Consider the following 21,701-nt stretch of genomic DNA (forward strand, 5'->3'; position numbering starts at 1 on the left):
CCTCTAGGTAGGAAAGAACTTAATCGTTGCGGTGGACCTTTTTTTCACATCCTGTTGACCCGTCTGAAACAGCGCGCAACTTAACGTGCCGGCCATTGCGTTGTTGATCAGGAGTTACGCCGTGCCCATTCCTATTGCCTACAGTCCTTTGTTCGATACTTCACGACGACGCGCATGGCGTCCCGGTCGTCTTACCCTGGCGCTGGCCGTGGTGGTGGTCACACTGGCGGCCACACTCGGCTGGTGGCTGAGCTCGACTACCGTGATCGACCTTGGCCGCAGCGGCTCGGCCTGGTCGGGGTTGCAAACCCAATGGCAGCAAGGCCGTGTGGTGGTGATGATCCGCCACGCCGAACGCTGCGACCGCTCCGCCAATCCTTGCCTTGGCCCGCTGGATGGCATCACGGTTCAGGGCCAGCACGCAGCCCAGGGCGTTGGCGCAGGCTTGCAGGCGCTGGGCCTTGATCGCACCCGCATGCTCGCCAGCCCCATGACCCGCACCCAGCAAACGGCTGATCTGATTCGCGGCCAGCAAGTGGCGGCTCAAGCGTGGGTCGGTGAGTGCGATCACGGTTTCAAGGAGGCGGTGCTCAGTCATAAAAGCGCCAGTGAAAACCTGGTGTTACTGACCCATAGCGGCTGCATCGATCAGTTCGAACGCAAGATGGGCGTGCGCGCCGGGCAGCGTTCCAGTGATTACGCGCAGGCCTTGTTCGTGCAAGTGGACGGTGTGCATGCACCGCGCATCATTGGCGAACTTGATGCCTCGCAGTGGGCCCATATGACCGGCGCGAGCATTAACTGATGAAAGCCTCTGCACAACGTTTAACGTTTTATCGCAGCTATCTAGGGCTGCCATTGCTGTTGGCGCTGCTGGTCTTTGTCGCATTTGACCTGACCACACTCGACCGCCAGATCAGCGACATGTTGTATGACCCTGCCATTGGGGCGTTTGTGTTCGGGCATGATCGATTGTTCGAGAACATTACCCACCGCTGGGCAAGAATCCTGCCTGACTGGACCGGTGAGTTTGCAGTTATCAGCGCGCTGTTATCGTTTGTCTGGCCGCTGCTGAAATCGCGCAGCGATAAATTGCCCGCCCGCGTGTCAGGCACGTTGCAGTGGTTCTTTGAGTACCGGCGCGACTTCTTTTTCATTGTCGTGGCCTTCGCCCTGAGCACCAGTGTCATTCATTACCTTAAAAGCCACACCAGCGTGTATTGCCCGGTGGAAACCACGCTTTATGGCGGTCTTGAACTGCACAAGGCCTGGTTCGAGAACTTCACCTGGTTTGCAGAGGCCGGCGCCGGCCGTTGCTGGCCGGGCGGGCATGCCTCCAGCGCGTTCAGCCTGTTTGCGCTGTACTTCGTGGCGCGCCGACATCGCTGGCAGCGCGCCAATACGGTATTGGCCATCGTGATAGTGCTGGGCTGCGTGTATGGCACCACCCGAGTGTTGCAAGGCTGGCACTACATGTCGCACACCTTGTGGGCAGGCATTTTCGTCTGGCTCAGCACGTTATGGGTGGCACTGTTCTTTTATGGGCGTTCGGCGTTGCAAGTGCCGGCGCAATCAGCATTGCGCTTTGAAGGTTCTAGCCACGTCGGCACTGCGCAAACATATCCAGCGACTGGCTATAAGCAAGGGTTGTGACATTAAGCAGCCCGAGCATCGAGTGAAACAGGTTGTCCTGGCTCAAGGCCGCGTCGCGGCTCTGGCGCAGGCAATCGGTGTCGATGCCGAACGACTGTTTATAACGCTCGGAAAACCACGCCAGCATCGGCACATGGCGCTGTTGTTCAGGGGCCAGCAAGTACGGCGTGCCATGCAGGAACAGGTTGTATTCGCCCAGCGATTCACCGTGGTCCGACAGGTAGAGCATGGCGGTGTCGACCTTGTCCTGGTTGTTGCGCAGGATGTCGATCAGGCTGGCCAGTACGTGGTCGGTGTACAGCAACGTGTTGTCGTAGGCGTTGACGATGCTCTCGCGGGTGCAGTTGTTCAGCGCATTGCTCTGGCAGACCGGGGTGAATGTCTCGAAATCCTTGGGGTAGCGCTTGAAGTAGTCGGGGCCGTGGCTGCCCATCTGGTGCAACACCAGCACGGTGTCGCGTTGCAGGTGGTCGATATCGGCCTGCACGTCTCGCAGCAGGATTGCATCGCGGCATTCGTGGTCGGCGCACAAGGCGGGGTCTTTATCATCGCTGACATCCTGCACCGTCACCCGGTCGCAGGTGCCTTTGCACCCGGACTGATTATCGCGCCAGATCACATCGAAACCGGCGCGCTTGAGCACGTCCAGCAAGCCTTCCTGGCTGCGCGCGGTGGCGGCGTCGTAATGTTTGCGGCCCATGTTGGAAAACATGCACGGCACCGACACCGCGGTTTCGGTGCCGCAGGAATACACATTGCCGAACGCGATCACATCGCCTTCACGTGCCAGTTGTGGCGTGGTGTTGCGCGAGTAACCGAGCAGGCCGATGTTCTCGGCGCGTGCGCTTTCGCCGATCACCAGCACCGTCAGCGATTTGCGTGTGTGTTGCGCCCATGCCGGGCTGCGCTGTGCATCGGTGGCGATGGGGTTGAAGGTCGATTCGGCGGCAAGCACCTGTTCATGCGCATAGCTGAACGCGGCACCCACAAAGTTGCTGGGCACCACCATCAGGTGCAGTTCGTGGTGATTGCGAAACAGCGAGGCCAGGCCTTGGTAGTTGAGCAGTGCCACGCCTGCAATCAGTGCCGAACAGCCCAGGCCGATCAGGGTTTTACTGAGCAGCTCGGCCGGCCAGCGGCGGTAGTGGACCGGAATTTTATACAGCAGCCACGAGGGCAGTACACCCAACAGCCCGAGATAAACAAAGAGCTTGAACGACAACAAGTCCAGCACTTCGGTGGTGTTGGTCTCGGCCATATTGCGAAACATGGCCGCGTCGAAAATGACCCCGTACTGGTTCATGAAATAAACAATGCCCGATGACAGCATGAACAGCGTCACCAGCACCGGTTTCAATACCCGCCGGAACGCCACCAGGGTCAGCAGCAGATTGAAGGCGATGGCAATCAGTGCCGCAAAGGCGGTGCTTAATAACAGGCCTTTGGCATCGGGTGCAGTAATCGTGAACACATGCTGCCAAAGTGTCGAGTTGAAACCCAGTAACAGGAAAAGGCTGGCGAGCAGCGTCACAACCTCGGGACGAACGGGCTTGATAGTCAGCATGTCGGAACACTGCATGAGAGGATGGGTAGGCGCGCAAAGTATCAGGCTCTTGTCAGGCCTGTACCAATGAAAGATAGGCCACTGCGCCGATCGCGCAGTGGTTTTTGAAAAGTTGAAAGCATTGGTTCAGGTGTTGCCTAAGCTCTGTACGGAAAGTCGGCGAGCGAAGGCCAGGCAAGGCAAAAAACGGCGAGGAACGGTCGGAGTCGCGTTCGACTTTACGTGTTGTAAATGAGCATTCCGAGCCGGTTTTTAACGCAGCATGGCCGAGCGCAGCCACTTTACGTACAGAGCCTAAGCGGCGCCCAACTTGTACCCCAGCCCATGCACAGTGTGCAGCAACTCGCACTCGGCCGCGCCGTCGAGGGCGCGTCTTAGAATGTGGATGTTGCTGCGCAGGCTGGCACTCTTGGGCATGTCATTGCCCCACAGCGCTTCTTCGAGTTCCTTGCGTTTGACCAGGTGCGGGCTGCGGCGCATCAGCAACTCCAGCAGTTTCAGATGCGAAGGGTTGAGTCTGATCGGCAGGCCTGCGCGGGACACTTCAAGGGTGTCCAGGTCCAGCTTCAGGTCGGCGACCATCAACACCCGGTTATTACGGTTGCCCAGACGACGCGCCACGATGGCTTCAAGCCGGGCGAGCACTTCGGTCATTGCAAACGGCTTGGTGACATAGTCATCGGCACCGGCCGAAAACCCCACCAGGCGATCTTCCAGTGTGTCGCGGGCGCTGAGCATCAGAATCGCAACTTCAGAGCGCGAATGCTGGCGCAGGCCATGACAGATCTTGTTGCCGTCGATGCCGGGCAACATGATGTCCAGCACAATGGCGTCGAACGGTTGGGTGGCGGCCAGGTGCAGGCCACTCAACCCGTCCAGTGCGCCGGTCACGTCATGGCCTTTAAGTTGAAAGAACTCCACGAGGTTGTCATGAATGTCACGGTTATCTTCAATCACTAATATGTTCATTGTTGGTCTTGTGCTGGCCAGACTGCGATCGGTACTGCCGGCATAAAGCACCGGGCATGCTGAACTCTAGTTGACCAGGCGTCTGCACAACGTCAATGAAATGTGAGAAAAGTGTCATCGCAGCCGCGCAGCAGGGTTCAGTCGCTGGCGACAGGACATTTTTCTCACGTTTCGTTCATCTTTGCTTCAGCCTGCCGACCCTAGTATCCACATCAATTTTTGTGCTGCGGAGCATCGTTCATGGTCGAGGCATTACCGGTTGCAGCTTCACGTCCCTTCGATTTTCGCCTGGGCGTGGGTATCCCGCTCGCCTTCATGCTGCTCCTGTTGATCTTCGATCCGACCGCACTGGATTACGCCATCAGCCGGCAGTTCTATGTGCCGGGCGAGGGCTTTATCGGCGCGCACAGTTACTGGCTGGAAAACATCCTGCATGACCGGGCCAAACAGGCGGTAATCGCACTGGTGTTGTTGGTGGCGCTGGGCTTTGTATTGAGCTGGAAGGTTGCGGCGCTGCGCATCTGGCGTCGACCGCTGGGCTATGTGGTGCTGGCGATGGCATTGTCGACCGCGATTATCACGCCGCTCAAGGCCTTGACCCATGTTCAATGCCCCTGGAGCCTGACCGAATTCGGCGGCATCGAGACCCACACGCCGTTGCTCAGCGAGCGTGCCCCGACCCTCAAGCCAGGGATGTGCTGGCCGGGCGGGCATGCTTCTACCGGGTTTTCGTTGCTGGCCCTGTTCTTTGCCCTGCGTGACCGCTACCCACGCGCCGCGCGGCTGGCGTTGGGTTTTGCCCTGGCATTGGGGACGGTGTTTTCGCTGGGCCGTATGCTGCAAGGCGCACACTTTCTGTCGCACAACATCTGGACTTTGTTGTTCGACTGGCTGATCTGTCTGGGGTGTTACCGCTGGCTGTTGTATCGCCCGCAACCGGTCGGGGCGACGTTGATGACATCAGGTGTACGGTCTTGAGCCGTACACCTGACGGTGGAGCGATTTACCAGTTGTAGCTCAGCTTGGCCGTTACTTCGCGGCCAGGGTTATAGAAGTCGGCCGTGCCGGTGCCGACCACGTGCTGCTCGTTTGCCAGGTTGGAGACGTTGATTGCCAGGTCGGTGCCTTTGGCGATCGGGTAGTTGAAGGCGGCGTCGAACAGTGTCGTGGCGTCGCTTTTACCGGTGTTGGTCTCGTTGAAGTAATAGGTGCCCACATAACGAGCGCCCAGGCCAACGCTGATCTTGGTGCCAGGGAAGGTGTAGTAGCTCCACAGCGAAGCCGAATGCCGGGGCGCCGCCGAGAATTCATTGCCCTTGAGCGATTCGCCGTTGTACAGCGTGCCGCGCAGGACGTCCGATTTCATGTAGGAGTAGCCGCCGATCAGGCTGATGTCGTTGGTGATTTCAGCCTTGGCTTCCAGGTCCAGGCCCCGCACTCGGGACTCACCGATGGTTTGCTGTTGAATGATGCCGCTGGGCAGCACAACGGCGATAGAAACATCTTCTTGCGTCAGGTCATAAATGGCTGCCGAGAACAGTGCATTCATGCCCATCGGCGAGTACTTCACGCCAAGCTCGTACTGTTTGCCGCGCTCAGGCGTGACGCCGATGGTTGGCGGTGCAACCGACTCCACCATGCTCACGTACGTCGAAACTTCGTCGGTGACGATATAGGTCAGCGCACCGCGAACAGAGGTTTCCGAGAAGTTATCCGAAGCCCTGATCCCGGTAATGTCGGTGCTGGACAGGTCCAGCGAGTCGTTGCGCACACCGCCGGTGACGATGAAGCGTTCATAGAACGACAGGTTCTGCTGCAGGAATACCGACTTGGTGGTGTAGTCCTGTTTGTTGCGGCTGTAGGGCTCCAGGCCGGCTGGCGCACCGCGGTATACCGGGTTGGCGATATCGATCGGTGTTGTCAGGGCGTAGACCGAAGTGTCCTTGGTCGATGCATCGCGATACTCGACCCCGACCATCGTGCTGCTGTCGATATTCTCGAAGCGCGCATCGTATTGCAGCATCAGGTTGCCGTTAAGCTGATCGGCCTTGGTGTCGGTACCAAAGGCAAAGCGATCAACCATGGTGCCGGTGCGTGCGGCGGAATCGCTCAGATACACGTAACCGAAATTATCGGTCAGTTCGCTGTAACGCAGGTTGCTGCGCAGCACGAAACCATTATCGAAATCATGGGTGAAGTTGCCGCTGAGGCTGCTGCGCTCGACATCATGGAAGTTGTAGTCAGGCTCGCCAAAGAATTTTTTGCGGCTGTATTCCTTGTCCAGCGGATAACCGCCGCTGTTGGGTGAGCTTTTGGTCTTGAGGTAGTCAAAAATCACCGTGCCGGAGGTATAGGCCGTCGGTGCCCAGGTCAGGCCGCCCATCAGGAACTTGTTATCGTCCTGTGAATGGTCGTATTCACGTTCGCTGTCCTGGAACTTGCCGGTGAGTCGGTAGGCCAGTGTTTTGTCTTCGTTCAACGTGTCGCCGACATCGATGCCGGTCTCCATATGGTCGAAGGAACCATAGGTCACATAGCCTTGACCGAACTTCTCGAAACGCGGTTTCTTGCTCACGAAGTTCACCGAGCCGCCAGGATCGGCAGGGCCGAACAGTGTTGAGTTGGCCCCACGCAGCACTTCGACGCGCTCATAGGCAAAAGGCTCTTCACGAACGCCGCGCATTGAGCCCAGGGTCATGCCGTCGCGATAGGTGGTCGCCTGGAAGCCGCGAATCTTGAAGTAGTCGTTGCGGTCATCGGTGCCGTAGTAGTCGGTAAGAACGCCTGGGGTGTATTGCAATACTTCTTCTGTGGTGCTGGCGCTGCGCTGTTCGATTTCCTTTTGCGTGACCACGGAAACCGAAGCGGGGGTGTTGAGAATGCTGGTGGCAACCTTGCCTCCGACCCAAAGCTCCTGCGCAACGACCGAGAGCGAGTCGTCACTGGCTGCCGCCTGGGAGTTGACGATGATCGGTGCGAGACGATAAGTACCGTCCTCAGCAATTTCACTCGTCTCTTGAGCATTTACACCCATAGGAGCGGCCACCAGAGGTGCACACACCAGAACGGCCCTGGTGGCCAGACTCCATGGCGCACGGGCAGCAATCAGTCTGGTTTTGGTATCGGTCATGCTCGAGAATCCCCTTGATTTAAAAGTTACCCGCTAAAAATTTTTAGGTTTTGTCACATCAATACAAGACTTTAGCGGCGCAATCATATTCTAAAAGATACACAAAGTGATAACCATTACCATTCATGTCTGTAACAGCGCGATAGACGGCCCCTTGACGTCAGAAAATAACTTTCAAGTTGCGCTCAACCTATACAGCTTCAGTGCCGATAGACGTAACAAGGTGTGTCAAAGCTGCAGTTGTCGCCCCCGCGTTATGAAACACGGTCAGTTGTTTCATAACGGTCACCGCATGGAACGCTCACGCTGACGACTTCGATGAGAATAATTCCATGACCCTTCGAACTATCAATATTGCGCCACGGGCGTTTCTTGGGTTCGCATTCATTGCACTGCTGGTCATCCTTCTGGGCGTTTTTGCGCTGAACCGCATGTCCCTGATTCGTCAGGCGACCGTCGACATAGAAAGCAACTCCTTGCCAAGCGTAGGGTTTCTTGGGGAGGTCAACGAAGATGTACTGCGCCTGAGGCTCTTGTCCCTTCGGCTGTTGGTCAACCGTGAGCCTGACATGCTGCAGGAAGGCGAGCAGCGACTCACGGAAACCATCAGTCAATTGCAGGTTGCCAAGTCGTCCTACAGCGCATTGCCAGCGGACGCTGACGAGAAAGCCATTTATCAGCAGTTCGACGCGACGCTCGCTCAATACCTGAATCTTCTAAGTCAACAAACACAATTGTCACGCCAGGATAAAGTCGAGGAAGCCCGCGTACTGGTCAACGCTAAAATGCGCGAGGTTGCAGAGTCATTGAGCAGCCAGCTCAAGCAGTTGATCAACGTTAATAAAGCCAGTGCTGTCGAATCGTCCAGGGTCGCCGGTGAGCAATATGACGGAGCAACTGTCGCCATTATCGGTGTCGCGATAGTCGCCTCGTTAATGACGGTATTGCTGGCCTGGTTATTGACCCGCAGCATTGTCGCGCCCTTGTCGAAAGCCGTCAGTGCCGCGCAGCAGATTGCCGCAGGTGACCTGACCAAACCTATCGAGGTGGACGGCAAGGATGAACCGGCCCGCTTGCTCGAAGCGCTGTCGATCATGCAGCAGAACCTGCGCAAGACCATCGAAATGATTTCAGGCTCTGCCACGCAACTGGCCTCGGCGGCAGAAGAGTTGAGCGCTGTGACCGAAGAGTCGTCGCGGGGCCTGCAGCAACAGAATGATGAGGTCGAACAAGCCGCCACGGCAGTCAATGAAATGACCGCCGCCGTGGAAGAAGTGGCGCGCAATGCCGTCTCTACCTCCCAGGCTTCGCAACAGTCCACTGACACCGCACGCCAGGGCCGCGACAAGGTGGTGCAGACCGTTCAGGCGATTCAGGCCATGACGCAGGATGTACAGACCACCTCGACCCTGATCGAGGGCCTGGCCGAGCAAGGTCGCGATATTGGCAAGGTGCTGGACGTCATCCGCTCGATTGCCGAGCAGACCAACCTGCTGGCGTTGAACGCGGCCATCGAGGCGGCCAGGGCCGGCGAGGCGGGCAGGGGCTTTGCGGTGGTGGCCGATGAGGTACGAGCGCTGGCGCATCGCACCGCGCAATCGACGCGCGAAATCGAGCAGATGGTCGCCGGCATTCAAACCGGGACCGGCAGCGCCGTGCAGTCCATGGCGATGAACACCACCCGCACGCAAACCACCCTGGAGCTGGCCCGTGCGGCAGGCGAGGCGCTGGAGCAGATCACCGAGGCCATTTCAACCATCAACGAGCGCAACATGGTGATTGCCAGCGCCTCCGAAGAGCAGGCTCAGGTGTCGCGCGAGGTGGACCGTAATCTGGTGAACATTCGCGACCTGGCCACCCAGTCGGCCGCCGGCGCCAACCAGACCAGTGCCGCCAGCCATGAACTGTCGAGACTGGCGGTGGACCTGAACGGCATGGTCGCCCGCTTCGTGATTTGATCTACCTGGTTGACCTGCCGATATCCGCGCTCTATACAGGGCGCCTTACCCCTTTGTAACGACAGGTAGTGACATGAGCACTGATAACGACGCCTTCGAACCCGAGCACGAACACTTGCTGGATCATGAGTTCGCAGGCGATGACCTTGATGACGAAGAGTATGAAAGCGCCGACTCTTTCTTCGACGATGAGCATGACGACGACTAGTGTTCGCGGCCAGAAGGTGACCTGCGCCGCGTTTCAGGCGATCGGCGCTGCAGCCAATGCAGCGCCGGTTTGTACAGGGCCTGGCCCTTACAGGTCTTTCTTGACCTCCTTGTCTATGTGCTTGTCTGCCTTGTGGCGCTCGGCATCATCATGTTTGGCGCCCTTGTCGATTTCCCTGGCATCGTGATCGACGCCTTTGCCAACTTCCTTGGCATCGTGCTCAACCCCTTTATCGAGTTCACGATTGTCATGCCTGATGCCTTTCTCAAGTTCGCTCTCTGCCAGGGCCTGGGAAGCGACTGTGCTGGCCAGCATGGCGGATGCCGCCAGTGCAAAGATGATCTTGCGCATGTTGATACTCCTTTTTTGAAAAGCCAGCCCGTCATGGGCTGATCATTTTTCAAAGTAGTTGAACACTCGGACAATGCGCTGCGAATAGTCGGATAGAGCCGCAGTCAGTAGAATGGCCAGCGGTGTATGGATTGACTCAAGGAGCTTCAATGAAAGGCAAGTCGACGGGTGCAGGATTGAATCAGATGGTGCTTACCCTGTGCTTTATTGTGCTGGGTGCGTCGCTGAATGGCGCGGGCGTGGTCGGTTTCTGGGGCATGTTTGCGATCATGATGGTGCCTAATGCCGGTTTCCTGTTGCTGAGGATCCTGCGCCGCACACCGGCAAGCTGAGGTGCCGGTGCCCGAGAAGCACAAGACTTACCTCTGCTAAATCGGGATAATGGCCGCCAATTTGTGTTACGTGGTCATGGTAATCCCGCATGGAAATCAAGGTTAACTTTCTCGACAACCTTCGACTTGAAGCCAAGTTCGACGACTTCACCGTCATTGCCGACCAGCCCATTCGCTACAAGGGCGATGGTTCGGCACCGGGGCCGTTCGATTACTTCCTGGCTTCTTCGGCTCTGTGTGCGGCTTACTTCGTCAAGTTGTACTGCGCCACGCGCGATATTCCCACCGAGAACATCCGCCTGTCGCAGAACAACATTGTCGACCCGGAAAATCGCTACAACCAGATCTTCAAGATTCAGGTCGAGTTGCCGGCGGATATCTCCGACAAAGACCGTCAGGGCATCTTGCGCTCCATCGACCGCTGCACGGTCAAGAAGGTGGTGCAGGCCGGTCCCGAGTTCGTCATTGAAGAAGTGGACGATCTGGACGCCAATGCCGATGCCCTGTTGATGCTCGATCCAGCCTCCGATGCCAGCACCTTCATTGCCGGCAAGGACCTGCCGCTGGAAAAGACCATTGCCAATATGTCCGGCATTCTGGCCGGCCTGGGCATGAAGATTGAAATCGCTTCGTGGCGCAATATCGTTCCCAACGTATGGTCGCTGCACATCCGCGATGCCCATTCGCCGATGTGTTTTACCAACGGCAAGGGCGCGACCAAGGAAGGCGCCCTGGCGTCGGCGCTGGGCGAGTTCATCGAGCGGCTCAATTGCAACTTCTTCTACAACGACCAGTTCTGGGGTGAGGACATTGCCAACGCGGCGTTTGTGCATTACCCGGACGAGCGCTGGTTCAAGCCCGGCCCTAAAGGCGCGTTGCCGGTCGAGATTCTCGACGAGTATTGCCTGGAGATTTACAACCCTGACGGCGAACTGCGTGGCACGCACCTGTACGACACCAACTCCGGCAATGTGCAGCGCGGTATCTGTTCGCTGCCGTTCGTACGTCAGTCGGACGGCGAAGTGGTGTATTTCCCGTCCAACCTGATTGAAAACCTGTACCTGAGCAATGGCATGAGCGCCGGCAATACCCTGGCCGAAGCGCAAGTGCAGTGCCTGTCGGAAATTTTCGAACGTGCAGTCAAGCGCGAAATTCTCGAAAGCGAAATCGCCTTGCCGGATGTGCCGCAAGAAGTGCTGGCTAAATACCCTGGCATTCTGGCCGGTATTCAGGGGCTTGAAGAACAGGGTTTCCCGGTACTGGTGAAAGATGCGTCGCTGGGCGGGCAATTCCCGGTGATGTGCGTCACCCTGATGAACCCGCGCACCGGTGGCGTGTTTGCCTCGTTCGGTGCGCACCCAAGTTTTGAAGTGGCGCTGGAGCGCAGCCTGACCGAATTGCTGCAGGGTCGCAGTTTCGAAGGCCTGAACGATCTGCCCCAGCCGACCTTTGAAAGCCACGCGGTAACGGAGCCGAACAACTTCGTCGAGCACTTCATCGATTCCAGCGGTGTGGTGTCGTGGCGCTTCTTCAGTGCCAGGTCGGAAGTCGAATTTGTCGAGTGGGATTTCTCGGGGCAGGGTGAAAACTCCAATGCCGACGAAGCCGCCACCTTGTTCGGCATTCTCGAAGACATGGGCAAAGAAGTGTACATGGCGGTCTATGAGCATATAGGCGCCACGGCCTGCCGCATTCTGGTGCCGGATTACTCGGAAATTTATCCGGTCGAAGATCTGGTGTGGGACAACACCAACAAGGCGCTGCTGTACCGCGCCGACATCCTTAATCTGCACAGCCTGAGCGATGCCAGCCTTAAAGCGCTGGTCAAGCGTCTGGAAAAGAGCGATCAGGACGATTACACCGACATCACCACACTGATCGGCATCGAGTTTGATGACAACACGGTGTGGGGTCAGTTAACGATTCTGGAATTGAAACTGCTGATCTATCTGGCCTTGAAGAAGTTTGAAGAAACCAAGGAACTGGTAGAAACCTTCCTGCAGTACAACGACAACACCGTCGAGCGCGGCCTGTTTTATCAAGCCTTGAACGTGGTGCTGGAAGTGCTGCTGGACGACGAGCTGGAACTGGACGATTACATCGTCAACTTCCGCCGTATGTTCGGTAACGCGCGCATGGACGCGGTGATGGGCTCGGTGGACGGCAGCGTGCGCTTCTTCGGCCTGACCCCGACCAGCATGAAGCTCGAAGGCCTCGACCGGCATCTGCGCCTGATCGACAGCTACAAAAAGCTGCACACGGCACGAGCCAATAGCGTGGCTTCATCGCGTTAAGCATTACGTAGCCAAAAAAGCACCTTCGGGTGCTTTTTTGCTTTATGCGCCGGGGGTTTTTAGCCCGCAGGTCGATTGCCGATAATATTTTGAAACATCTGCTCAACCGCGGGTCACAACCAGTGATGGACCAATCCTTTTACTGCCAAAGGCCTGCAATCATGATCACACCTGTGCATTACCCCAACTACTCGCCCGACAGGGCCAACCAATCGGGCGTCTCCTGGGCGGCGATCTTCGCCGGTGCTGCTGCGGCGGCCGCCTTGTCGATGATTTTACTGGTATTGGGCGCCGGACTTGGCTTTGCAGCCTCGTCGCCATGGGCCAATGAAGGCGTCAGTGCCAAAGCGCTGGGTGTATCAACGATCGTGTGGCTGTTGGTCACGCAAATCCTGGCCTCGGGCCTGGGCGGTTATCTGGCAGGCCGTCTGCGCGTCAAGTGGGCCAACCTGCACGGTGACGAGGTGTATTTCCGCGACACCAGCCATGGTTTCCTGGCCTGGGCCGTTGCCTCGCTGGTCACCGCCGTTCTCTTGGCCAGCACTATTGGCGCAACCGCCAGCAGCGTTGTGCAAGCGGGCGGCCAGGCGGCTGGCGCGGTAGTCAGCGCCGGTGGCGCAGCGGCAGCCGGTGCGGCCGCCAATGGCAAGGACGAGGGTGGCTATTTCATCGACAAGCTGCTGCGCAGCACCGACCCCGCTCAGGCCAGCCAGACCGACGCCCAAGGCGTCACCAGCCGCATTTTCAACAAGGCCCTGGCCGGCGATGCCACGCTGAATGCCGAAGACCGGACCTACCTGGCGCAATTCGTTGCCCAGCGCACCAGCCTGACTCAGCAGGAAGCTGAACAGCGCGTGGATCAGGTCTATGCCGAGGCTCGCAAAGCCGCCGAAGACGCCAAAGTTGCGGCTCAAAAAGCGGCCGATGCCGCCGCAAGCGTTGCTGCACACACTGCACTCTGGACCTTTGTGGCCCTGCTGTGCGGCGCCTTCTTTGCCAGCTTTGCTGCACTGTTCGGCGGTCGTCAGCGTGATCGTGCACAGTGGATCGAAGACCCGTACGACACCCCGGTGCGTGACCGCGCCACCCTGGGCTGAAACTTGATTGCACCTTATTTTTCCCGGCGGTGTCCGGGTCAGGAGATTAACAATGCGTTCCTTACTCTTGTGGTTTCTCGGCGTGCCTATTCCAGTGATCATTCTGATTGCACTGTTCATGCATTGATCTGAACGGGCGGGCCTCTCAAGGCCCGCCTTTATTCCCCGCGCCTGATCGCCGCCATCCGCCGACTCACCGCCTCATCAAACACACTTTCAAGCACCTCAAGATCACCCGGCGTAATCGCCAGGCCACACGCCAACCCTCGTATAAAGCCCTCGGCCACCCCGGCCAGTTGGGACATTTCCAGCAGTCCTTCAGCCTTTTCAATCTCGGTCAGGATCGTGATCGCTTCATTCCTTGCGACATCGGTCATCACTACGTCAACCAGCGACATGGGATTCACCTTGTTATCGGGTTCAGGCAAAGACTATCAGCAATTGCACCGTTCGCTGGCACGTTTCCAGTGCTTGATAACGCTGGTCCATTCACGATTTTTTGACCTATGCGTCAATTTATTTCGAACTTTTCACAAAGTCTGCGCCTCATAGTGGTGCGTTTATTCACCACTCAGTCACGGAGACTTTTCATACATGTCCACGCGCACACTGCTACGTCACACCTGCATCCTGGCCCTGCTGGGTACACCTCTGGCTGCCGTAGCTGCGCCCAGCACTGATCCGCTGTTCACCTTCGGTGTGCTGGGCAGCTACGACAAATTCAAGTTCGAAGGTGGCGACGAGTCCGACTCCGACCACCTCGGCCAAGGCGGTGTATTCGCCAACTTCGGCAACAAGATGACCGCTGAATCCGGCTTCGTTTACCAGATCGGTGGCCAGGCCAAGTACGGCGAGAAAGACGATAACAAGCTCAAGGAAGCCCAGGCAGACCTGGACCTTGGCTGGCGCGCGGCGATTGACGCCCGTAACTTCGTCGATGTGATTGTGGGTGGCGGCTACAGCTGGTCGCGCTTCGAGCCGGCGATCAATGGCGTCGATGTCGAGCTGACCAACAAGTCGCCGTTCGCCAAGGCCGCACTGGGCTACAACCACCAGTTCGACGCCTCGACCCTGCGTGTCGAACTCGGCGCCCGTCGCACCATCGATGGCCGTGCCAAACTGGATGTCGAAGATTTCGGCAACGACAGCGTCGACCTCAAGGACCGCACCAACCCGTACGCCGAAGTCAGCCTGCTGATGAACCAGAAAGGCGACCTGCCTATTCAGGCCGGTGTTTACTACACCCGCACCGAATACAAGCTGGACGGCGATTCGGAAGTGGCAGACAACACCAAACTCAAGCGCGACGAGTTTGGCGTGAAGGTCGGCCTGGCGTTCTAAGTTTCTTTTACAACAACACGATGCACCAAGGCGAGGCGTATGAAAAATGCGCTTCGCCTTTATTTTTTATAGTTGCCAAAAGATTGGCGTCTTGAATTTGAACATGCAAATCAAACGCGCTATCTCTTTGTTAATAATAGTAGATACCCATTTGCCATCATTCAGCTACAATCGCCGCCGGCCGGTTCTCGGTCATGCCAATGACGGCACTATGGAGTTGTTTGATGATGTTTCGCACATGGGCAGGCGCGGCTGCAATAGCGGCAGTTATAAGTATTCAAGGGTGTGCGAGCATTGTGGGCGAGTCGCGTTATCCGGTTGCTGTTTCCAGTGCTCCCGTTGGTGCTTCGTTTGAAATCACTGACAAGAAAGGCAAGGTGATCCATTCGGGCAATACACCGTCGACGGTGACCCTCAAGTCCGGTAATGGCTATTTTTCAGGGCAAACTTATACTTTGCGATTCAAAAAGGAAGGTTATCCTGACAAATCCATTCAATTGGATTCCAGTTTGAGTGGTTGGTATTGGGGTAACTTTCTGATTGGCGGATTGATTGGCTTCCTGGTTGTCGATCCTCTTACAGGTGCCATGTATAAACTCCCGGAACATGCATCCGCCGATATGGGCGCGCCATTGGCGAGTGCCTCTACAGGCAACCTCAATATTGCCTTGATCGATAGCCTGAGCCCGGAGCAGCGCCAGCACTTGATCCCTGTCGATTGAGTCTGACAGGCGCTTGCCAGGTTTAAATGAAAAAGACCCACGCACGTGGGTAATGCCGATCAGTAAGCTGGTTTCGCCGATATTTCGTCTGGCACCGAATACGTAGGAGTGAGCGTAAAGCTCGCGAAAGGGCCGGTAAAACCGGCACATCTGCTGTGTTTGTACTGCAGCATTCGCGAGCTAGCGCTCACTCCTACGAGGCCGTGTTTTGTCTTGATTGATCGGCATTACACGCATGTGGGTCTTTTTAATCCGGGCAACTCAGCTGCCTTTCAACGGATTAAACGAGTCCTGGAAGAAGTAATCCTGCCACGACGCCGGTTTATTCTTGATCGCGCCCACGCGGTTCAGGAATTCGGCCAGCGGGTAGGTGTTCTTTGGCGTGATGGTGAACTGGAACTCGGGCTTGTCGATGATCTTCAGCAGTTCGGCGCGGTCGATCTTGGCCTTGGTCACGCGGATATAAGTATCTGCTGCGGCACCAATGTCTTTTTTGACGAACGCTTCAGCTTCGCTCAGGGCCTCGATGAAGGCCTTATAGGTCTTGGGGTTCTCGGCGCGGAATTTCTCGGTGGCGAACAAGACGGTCGGCGAGTTCGGGCCGAGCAGTTTGTAGGTGTCGAGCACCACGTGCACGTTCGGGTTCTTCAGCAGCGCCTGCTCCTGGAACGGCGGGTTGGAGAAGTGGCCGTTCAGTTCGGTGCCGCCGGCGATCAGGCTGGCGGTTGCATCCGGGTGCGGCAGGCTGACGGTGTACTTGTCGAGGCGGTTGAATTCCTTGTCGCCCCACAGTTGCGCGGCGGCGTATTGCAGATAGCGCGATTGCACCGACACACCCACGGCCGGCACGGCGATACGGTCTTTTTCGGTGAAGTCGGCGATGGTCTTGACGTTGGGGTTATTGCTCACCAGGTAGTAAGGAAAGTTACCCAGCGAGGCGACAGCCTTGACGTTCTGGCGGTCCTTGGTGCGGTCCCAGATGGTCAGCAGCGGGCCGACACCGGCACCGGCGATGTCGATCGAGCCTGACAGCAGCGCATCGTTGACGGCCGAACCGCCCGACAGTTGTGTCCAGTCGACCTTGATGTCCAGGCCATCGGCCTTGCCGTGTTTCTCGATCAGGTTCTGGTCACGCACTACATTGAGCAGCAGGTAAACAATGCCGAACTGTTCGGCAATGCGGATCTCACCCTCGGCCTGAGCCGTTGCAGGCGCCATGACTGCACCGGCCAGTAGGCTGGTGCAAAGGCCCAGGGTAGTTGCCAGGCGGCTGAGACGCGGGAAAAAACGGGTGGGTCTGGACATGCATGCTCCGGTGTTTGGCGATGGTGGCATTCGTGGTATGGATCATATAGGTATTAAAAAATTACTTTAAATACTTTAAAGGAATATCCATAGGTTCGAACGACAGGCTCGCCTGCAGCATTTTTATGCCAATACGTGATGAATGTTTTGCAGATAAATGACCGTTATTAATATTAGGTTATTCCATTAAAGAATTTCACAGCGGTTATCCCTGCGTTTATGTTCTAGCCAAGGCACCAAAACGATGCGTTCTGAATCCATGTCAGCGCGCGCTCAACCCGACCCCTCGCACGGTGGAGGAGAGCAGTTGCCACACGCCATGCGAGGGATCCAACCGATGAACAGCTGATTACATTTCTCCCAGGCGCCCGGCACTGCACCGTGCGCTGACCGCCATTTGCCCGATGTGAATCCGACCCTGAGCGCTGTGATCCAGTCACGACGCGCAGCGCTCGCGTTCGCTCTGACTATCGCTCGCCAACCACGAGCAACCGCCTGCACCCGCCTTAGCCAAGAAGAGAGCACCGGCATGAGCCACACACAACCGTATTCCAATAGCCTGCTGAGCCTGCCCCACGACAACAACCGCCTGCAGCTTGAGGCCGTGCCGCGTCACGCCGACCCGTTGCAGGAGCGTCTGCACCGCAAGCAGCGTCTGGCCGCCTCGTATCGGCTGTTTGCCCGTTACGGTTTCGAGGTCGGGCTGGCCGGGCATTTCACCGCCCGTGACCCGATCGAACCCGAGCATTACTGGATCAACCCGCTGGGCGTGCCGTTCTCGAAAATCAGCGTGTCGCAACTGCTGCGCGTCAACCGTGAAGGCCAGGTGGTGGAGGGCGATGGCCTGCTCAACGTCAGCGCCCTGGAATTGCACGACGGCATTCAGCAAGCGCGGCCCGAAGTGGTCGGCATCGCTCACCTGCATGGCTTTTATGGCCGCACCTGGTCGTCGCTGGGGCAACTGTTCGAGCCGATCACCGCAGAGTCCGGGGCGTTTATCGAGGACCAGGCGATCTTCCGTCGCCATGACCTGCGCGCGGCCGATGGCCGCCTGGACAACGACCGTGAGCGGGTGACCGCCGCCTTCGTTGACAGCTTTGCCGGCAATAACCTGCTGTTCTGGCAAAACCACGGCGTGTGGACGGTCGGCGAGAGCGTCGAGAGTGCCGCCTGGCGTTTTATCCTCGCCGAAGACGTGGCGCGCTCGCACTTGCTGGCCCGCGCCGCCGGCGTGCCGGTGGTTCCGCAAAGCGATCCGGTGACCGCGCAAGGCCGCGCGCGTGGCGAGCTGTTTGCGTGGCTCAACTTTCAGCCGTTATGGGACGAGATCATCGCCCAGCAACCTGATCTGCTGGACTGAGGCGCATGACCGTCCTGACGCGACGTCGCCTGCTCGGCGCCAGTGCCACGCTGGCGGCCGGCTGCCTGCTGGCGCCTGCGCTGGCCGGTGCCGCCGAGCCCTTGCGGGTCTGGCGCTACAAGGGTTCTGCCGCCTCGTTCATGGCGCTGGCCGGCCAGGCCGACACGCCGTATCCGGTGCAGTGGGTCGACATCGCCGGCGGCAATATCGTCCTTGAAGCCCTGAGCAGCGGCAGCCTCGACTACACCCAGATGAGCGAGGTGCCGCCGATCTTTGCCTCGATTGCCCAGGTGCCGCTGTCGGTGGTGGCCGTGTTGCCCGGCGCGCGTCAGGACATCGGCCTGATCGTCGGCCGCGACGGCGGTATCGGCAAGCCCGCCGACCTCAAGGGCCGTACCGTCAGTTATGTGCGCGGCACCAATAACCAGTATTACCTGATCGATTTGCTGAACCGCCATGGCCTGACCCTGACGGACATCAAGCCGGTGCCGATGCCGATGCAGGAAGCGCTGATCGCATTTCGCAGCGGCCATATCGATGCGCTGGTCGCCGGCGGCATCAGTGCCTTGCAGGCCACTCAGGATCACGGTGTGCGCCTGGAAAACGACAGCCCGTTTCTGGGCAACACCCTGATCGCGGCGCGCCGTGGCGCACTGGATGACCCGACCAAGCGCGCGCAGATCGGCGATTTTCTGCGCCGCGAGCGGGCGACCTGGGCCTGGGTAGCCGCCCACCCTGAAGCCTGGGCTGCACACATCGCCGAACTGACCGGCATCGAGGCCGCGCTGTACCTGCGCCAGTTCCGCGAGCGCGCCCAGCCGGTAAGCCTGGGGCCGATCAGCGAGCCGGCCATTGTCTCGGCACAAGGCGTTGCCGACACCTTTTTCGAAAACCGTCTGATCCGCCAGCGCGTCGATGTGCGACCGCTGTGGCGTGACGATTTCAAACCCTTTCTGGAAGCCTGACTGTCATGAAACGCTCATCCTTCAATTCACCCCTGGCCTTGGCGCCGTTGCTGCTCGCAGGCTTTGCCTTGTTACCGGTGCAGGCCGCCGAGAGCAGCACCGAAAGCCTGGAAACCGTGGTGGTCACCGGCTCGCGCGGCAGCGAGGCGCGCACCGTGACCAGCAGCCCGGCGCCGATCGACGTGGTCAGTGGCGCGCAACTGGAAAAGACCGGCCAGGCCAGCCTGCGCGGTGCGCTGGAAAAAGCCCTGCCGTCGTTCAGCCAGCGGCCTTCGGGCAGCTCCAACGACAGCATTGCCCGGCCTTACAGCCTGCGCGGCCTGAACGGTTCCAACGTGCTGGTGCTGGTCAACGGCAAGCGCCGCCACAACAGCTCGGTGATCAACCTCGACTCGTCGTCCGCCTACGGCACCAACCCGGTCGACCTGGACCTGATTCCAGTCAGCGCCATCGACCACGTCGAGGTGCTGCGTGACGGCGCCTCGGCCCAGTACGGCTCGGACGCCATCGCTGGCGTCATCAACATCATCCTCAAGCAGACCGACCACGGCGGTTCGGCCAGCACTCAGTACGGCGAATATTACGAAGGCGGCGACGGCGGCACCATTCGCTCGGCGGTCAACTCGGGCTTTGCGCTGCCCAACGACGGCTTCCTGAACATCTCGGTCGACGCCAAGTCGCAGCAGACCGCGGTGCGCTCGCGCGACTCCACCGGCAACCTGTATTTCCCCGGTGACGCGCGCGAAGCCGGCGCCGACCGCCAGGTGCAGCGCAACGGCCTGCCGAAGATCAAGGGCTACAACCTGTCGTATAACGCCGAATTACCGATTCATGACGACCTGACCCTGTACTCGTTCAGCACCTACAGCCAGCGCGACGCCAAGGGCGGGCAGAACTACCGCCGGCCGAACTCGACCAACATCATTCCCGAGATTTACCCGGACGGCACCGCGCCGTTCTACACCCTCGACGAAACCGACTTTCAGGCCGCGGCCGGCGCCAAGGGCCTGATCGCCGACTGGAACTGGGACCTGAGTTCGACCTTCGGCCGGGCTAAATCTCTGGCTGGCTCCGACGAAAGCCTTAACGCCTCGCTGGGCCCGGCCAGCCCGACCCGTTTTGACAGCTACACCAACACCTTCGACCAGTGGACCAATAACCTCGACCTGACCCGCGCGTTCGATGTCGGCCTGGCCAAGCCGCTGCAAGTGTCGTGGGGCGCCGAGCATCGTCACGAACGCTACAAGACCGAGTCCGAAGACGTCGAGGCCTGGATCAACGGCGGCTATATCTACCCGAGCGGGCCGCTGGCCGGACAACCGGCGGCGGTGGGCGCGCAAGGCGCAATCACCCTGACGCCGGAAGACGAAGCCCAGGCCAGCCGCAACAGCTACGCGACCTACCTGGACCTGGGCGTCAACCCGACCGAGAAGCTCTATCTGGGCCTGGCCGGGCGCTTCGAGAAATACGACGACAGCGCCGGCAATACTGCCAGCGGCAAGTTCTCGGCGCGCTACGACTTCACCCCCGAGTTCGCGATTCGCGGCACCCTGAGCAACGGCTTCCGTGCGCCTTCGCTGTCGCAGTCGGCCTACGCGCAAACCTCGAACCAGTACACCACGGTCAATGGCGTGGCGCAGTTCGTCGAAGCCAAGACCGCCCGCGTCGACTCGGCGCTGGCCCGTGCGCTGGGTGCCGAAGACCTGGACCCGGAAAAGTCGCGCAACATCAGCCTCGGCCTGACCTGGAAGCCGTTGCCCCAAGCCAACGTGACGCTGGATGCCTACCAGATCGAGATCAAGGACCGCATCGCCCTGACGGGTTTTCTGTTTGGCAACGGCGTCAACCAGATCCTTCAGCAGCAAGGCTACAAGCCGGGCTACCGGGTCAAATACTTCACCAACGCCGCCGACACCACCACCCGCGGCGTGGACCTGGTCACCGACTACCGGGTCGACTACGGCCGCTTCGGTTCGGTCAAGTACGGCGTGGCGTTCAACTACAACAAGACCGACCTGGACAGCATCAAGTCCACACCGGGCGCGCTGGCCGGCAGCGGTCTTGAGCTGTTCGACCGGGTTGCCCAGGGTTACCTGACCGTTTCCAACCCCAAGACCAAGCTCATCCTCAGCGGCCAGTGGAAGATCGACCGTTTCGACATCAACCTCGGCGTCACCCGTTACGACAAGGTCGTGGCGCGCGACGTGAACCCCAACTACGACGCGACCTTCGGTGCCAAGTGGATTACCGACCTGGAAGTGGCCTACGCGGTCACCGACAAACTCGGTGTGGCCGTGGGCGCCAACAACCTGTTCGACGTGCGCGCCGACAACAACGGCTACCCGGCCGGCGATGTCAACGGCTTCCCGAAATTCGGCAGCGTCTCGCCGTTCAACCCCTATGGCGGCTTCTGGTACACCCGCCTGAGCTACGACTTCTGATCAGGAGCCTT

General features: G+C 58.7%; 19 protein-coding genes. 13 read left to right on the plus strand and 6 right to left on the minus strand.

All coding sequences use genetic code 11. From position 1 onward, the window contains the following. Positions 1-121 precede the first annotated feature (121 nt). Positions 122-805, plus strand: coding sequence for a lipopolysaccharide core heptose(II)-phosphate phosphatase PmrG (pmrG, locus tag ACYAS9_RS30635; RefSeq protein WP_463572258.1), 684 nt, complete (start codon positions 122-124; stop codon positions 803-805). Then, a complete protein-coding gene (locus tag ACYAS9_RS30640) occupies positions 805-1,653 on the plus strand; it encodes a phosphatase PAP2 family protein (protein WP_463572259.1) in 849 nt (282 codons plus the stop codon). Before pmrG ends, ACYAS9_RS30640 begins: the two co-directional genes overlap by 1 nt. Here the strand turns inward: ACYAS9_RS30640 and ACYAS9_RS30645 are convergent. Next, the gene (locus ACYAS9_RS30645; protein WP_463572260.1) at positions 1,595-3,217 is read right to left on the minus strand and encodes a phosphoethanolamine transferase; all 1,623 of its coding nucleotides are present in this window, start codon (positions 3,215-3,217) and stop codon (positions 1,595-1,597) included. The genes ACYAS9_RS30640 and ACYAS9_RS30645 overlap by 59 nt on opposite strands. 294 nt (positions 3,218-3,511) lie before the next feature. Continuing rightward, positions 3,512-4,186: a response regulator transcription factor gene (locus ACYAS9_RS30650; protein ID WP_463572261.1), complete on the minus strand. Its 675-nt coding sequence runs from the start codon at positions 4,184-4,186 to the stop codon at positions 3,512-3,514. 240 nt (positions 4,187-4,426) lie between these two features. On the opposite strand from ACYAS9_RS30650, the gene ACYAS9_RS30655 reads away from it, so the two are divergent. Then, on the plus strand, positions 4,427-5,164 hold the full coding sequence (locus tag ACYAS9_RS30655) for a phosphatase PAP2 family protein (protein ID WP_463572262.1): 738 nt from the start codon (positions 4,427-4,429) through the stop codon (positions 5,162-5,164). Between the two features lie 25 nt (positions 5,165-5,189). Here ACYAS9_RS30655 and ACYAS9_RS30660 read toward each other — a convergent pair whose 3' ends face one another. Next, a complete protein-coding gene (locus tag ACYAS9_RS30660) occupies positions 5,190-7,220 on the minus strand; it encodes a TonB-dependent siderophore receptor (protein ID WP_463572457.1) in 2,031 nt (676 codons plus the stop codon). A gap of 428 nt (positions 7,221-7,648) precedes the next feature. On the opposite strand from ACYAS9_RS30660, the gene ACYAS9_RS30665 reads away from it, so the two are divergent. Continuing rightward, positions 7,649-9,274 (plus strand): methyl-accepting chemotaxis protein, encoded by a 1,626-nt coding sequence (locus ACYAS9_RS30665; protein WP_463572263.1) that lies wholly within the window; start codon positions 7,649-7,651, stop codon positions 9,272-9,274. A gap of 73 nt (positions 9,275-9,347) precedes the next feature. Next, positions 9,348-9,482, plus strand: coding sequence for a hypothetical protein (locus tag ACYAS9_RS30670; RefSeq protein WP_463572264.1), 135 nt, complete (start codon positions 9,348-9,350; stop codon positions 9,480-9,482). Between the two features lie 87 nt (positions 9,483-9,569). On the opposite strand, the gene ACYAS9_RS30675 is transcribed toward ACYAS9_RS30670, so the two are convergent. Then, positions 9,570-9,833, minus strand: coding sequence for a hypothetical protein (locus ACYAS9_RS30675; protein WP_463572265.1), 264 nt, complete (start codon positions 9,831-9,833; stop codon positions 9,570-9,572). A gap of 149 nt (positions 9,834-9,982) precedes the next feature. Here ACYAS9_RS30675 and ACYAS9_RS30680 point away from each other — a divergent pair, with 149 nt between their 5' ends. The 3 genes from ACYAS9_RS30680 to ACYAS9_RS30690 all read left to right on the plus strand — a co-directional run bounded on the left by ACYAS9_RS30680 (position 9,983) and on the right by ACYAS9_RS30690 (position 13,556). Further along, positions 9,983-10,165, plus strand: a complete 183-nt coding sequence (locus ACYAS9_RS30680) for a hypothetical protein (RefSeq protein WP_463572266.1) — start codon at positions 9,983-9,985, stop codon at positions 10,163-10,165. 89 nt (positions 10,166-10,254) lie between these two features. Next, complete coding sequence (locus tag ACYAS9_RS30685) at positions 10,255-12,459, plus strand: OsmC domain/YcaO domain-containing protein (protein WP_463572267.1); 2,205 nt, start codon at positions 10,255-10,257, stop codon at positions 12,457-12,459. A 161-nt stretch (positions 12,460-12,620) separates the two neighbouring features. Continuing rightward, positions 12,621-13,556, plus strand: coding sequence for a hypothetical protein (locus ACYAS9_RS30690; protein WP_463572268.1), 936 nt, complete (start codon positions 12,621-12,623; stop codon positions 13,554-13,556). A 158-nt stretch (positions 13,557-13,714) separates the two neighbouring features. Here ACYAS9_RS30690 and ACYAS9_RS30695 read toward each other — a convergent pair whose 3' ends face one another. Beyond that, positions 13,715-13,954, minus strand: coding sequence for a hypothetical protein (locus tag ACYAS9_RS30695; protein WP_463572269.1), 240 nt, complete (start codon positions 13,952-13,954; stop codon positions 13,715-13,717). A gap of 196 nt (positions 13,955-14,150) precedes the next feature. On the opposite strand from ACYAS9_RS30695, the gene ACYAS9_RS30700 reads away from it, so the two are divergent. Both ACYAS9_RS30700 and ACYAS9_RS30705 read left to right on the plus strand, forming a co-directional pair. Next, positions 14,151-14,897 (plus strand): outer membrane beta-barrel protein, encoded by a 747-nt coding sequence (locus tag ACYAS9_RS30700; RefSeq protein WP_463572270.1) that lies wholly within the window; start codon positions 14,151-14,153, stop codon positions 14,895-14,897. 224 nt (positions 14,898-15,121) lie between these two features. Then, positions 15,122-15,619, plus strand: coding sequence for a hypothetical protein (locus tag ACYAS9_RS30705; protein WP_463572271.1), 498 nt, complete (start codon positions 15,122-15,124; stop codon positions 15,617-15,619). A 261-nt stretch (positions 15,620-15,880) separates the two neighbouring features. Here the strand turns inward: ACYAS9_RS30705 and ACYAS9_RS30710 are convergent, their stop codons facing one another. Continuing rightward, a complete protein-coding gene (locus tag ACYAS9_RS30710) occupies positions 15,881-16,924 on the minus strand; it encodes an ABC transporter substrate-binding protein (RefSeq protein ID WP_463572272.1) in 1,044 nt (347 codons plus the stop codon). Positions 16,925-17,453: 529 nt separating this feature from the next. Between ACYAS9_RS30710 and ACYAS9_RS30715 the strand changes: the two genes are divergently transcribed. Genes ACYAS9_RS30715 through ACYAS9_RS30725 form a run of 3 tightly spaced genes read left to right on the plus strand, consistent with a single transcriptional unit; the run spans position 17,454 to position 21,690 of the window. Beyond that, positions 17,454-18,284 (plus strand): class II aldolase/adducin family protein, encoded by an 831-nt coding sequence (locus ACYAS9_RS30715; protein ID WP_463572273.1) that lies wholly within the window; start codon positions 17,454-17,456, stop codon positions 18,282-18,284. A 5-nt stretch (positions 18,285-18,289) separates the two neighbouring features. Continuing rightward, positions 18,290-19,249: an ABC transporter substrate-binding protein gene (locus ACYAS9_RS30720; protein ID WP_463572274.1), complete on the plus strand. Its 960-nt coding sequence runs from the start codon at positions 18,290-18,292 to the stop codon at positions 19,247-19,249. Positions 19,250-19,254: 5 nt separating this feature from the next. Next, positions 19,255-21,690 carry a TonB-dependent receptor plug domain-containing protein gene (locus tag ACYAS9_RS30725; protein WP_463572275.1) on the plus strand — a complete coding sequence of 812 codons (2,436 nt, stop codon included), beginning with the start codon at positions 19,255-19,257 and terminating at the stop codon, positions 21,688-21,690. Positions 21,691-21,701: the final 11 nt, after the last annotated feature.

It is taken from the genome of Pseudomonas sp. HP_08, from assembly GCF_055284095.1.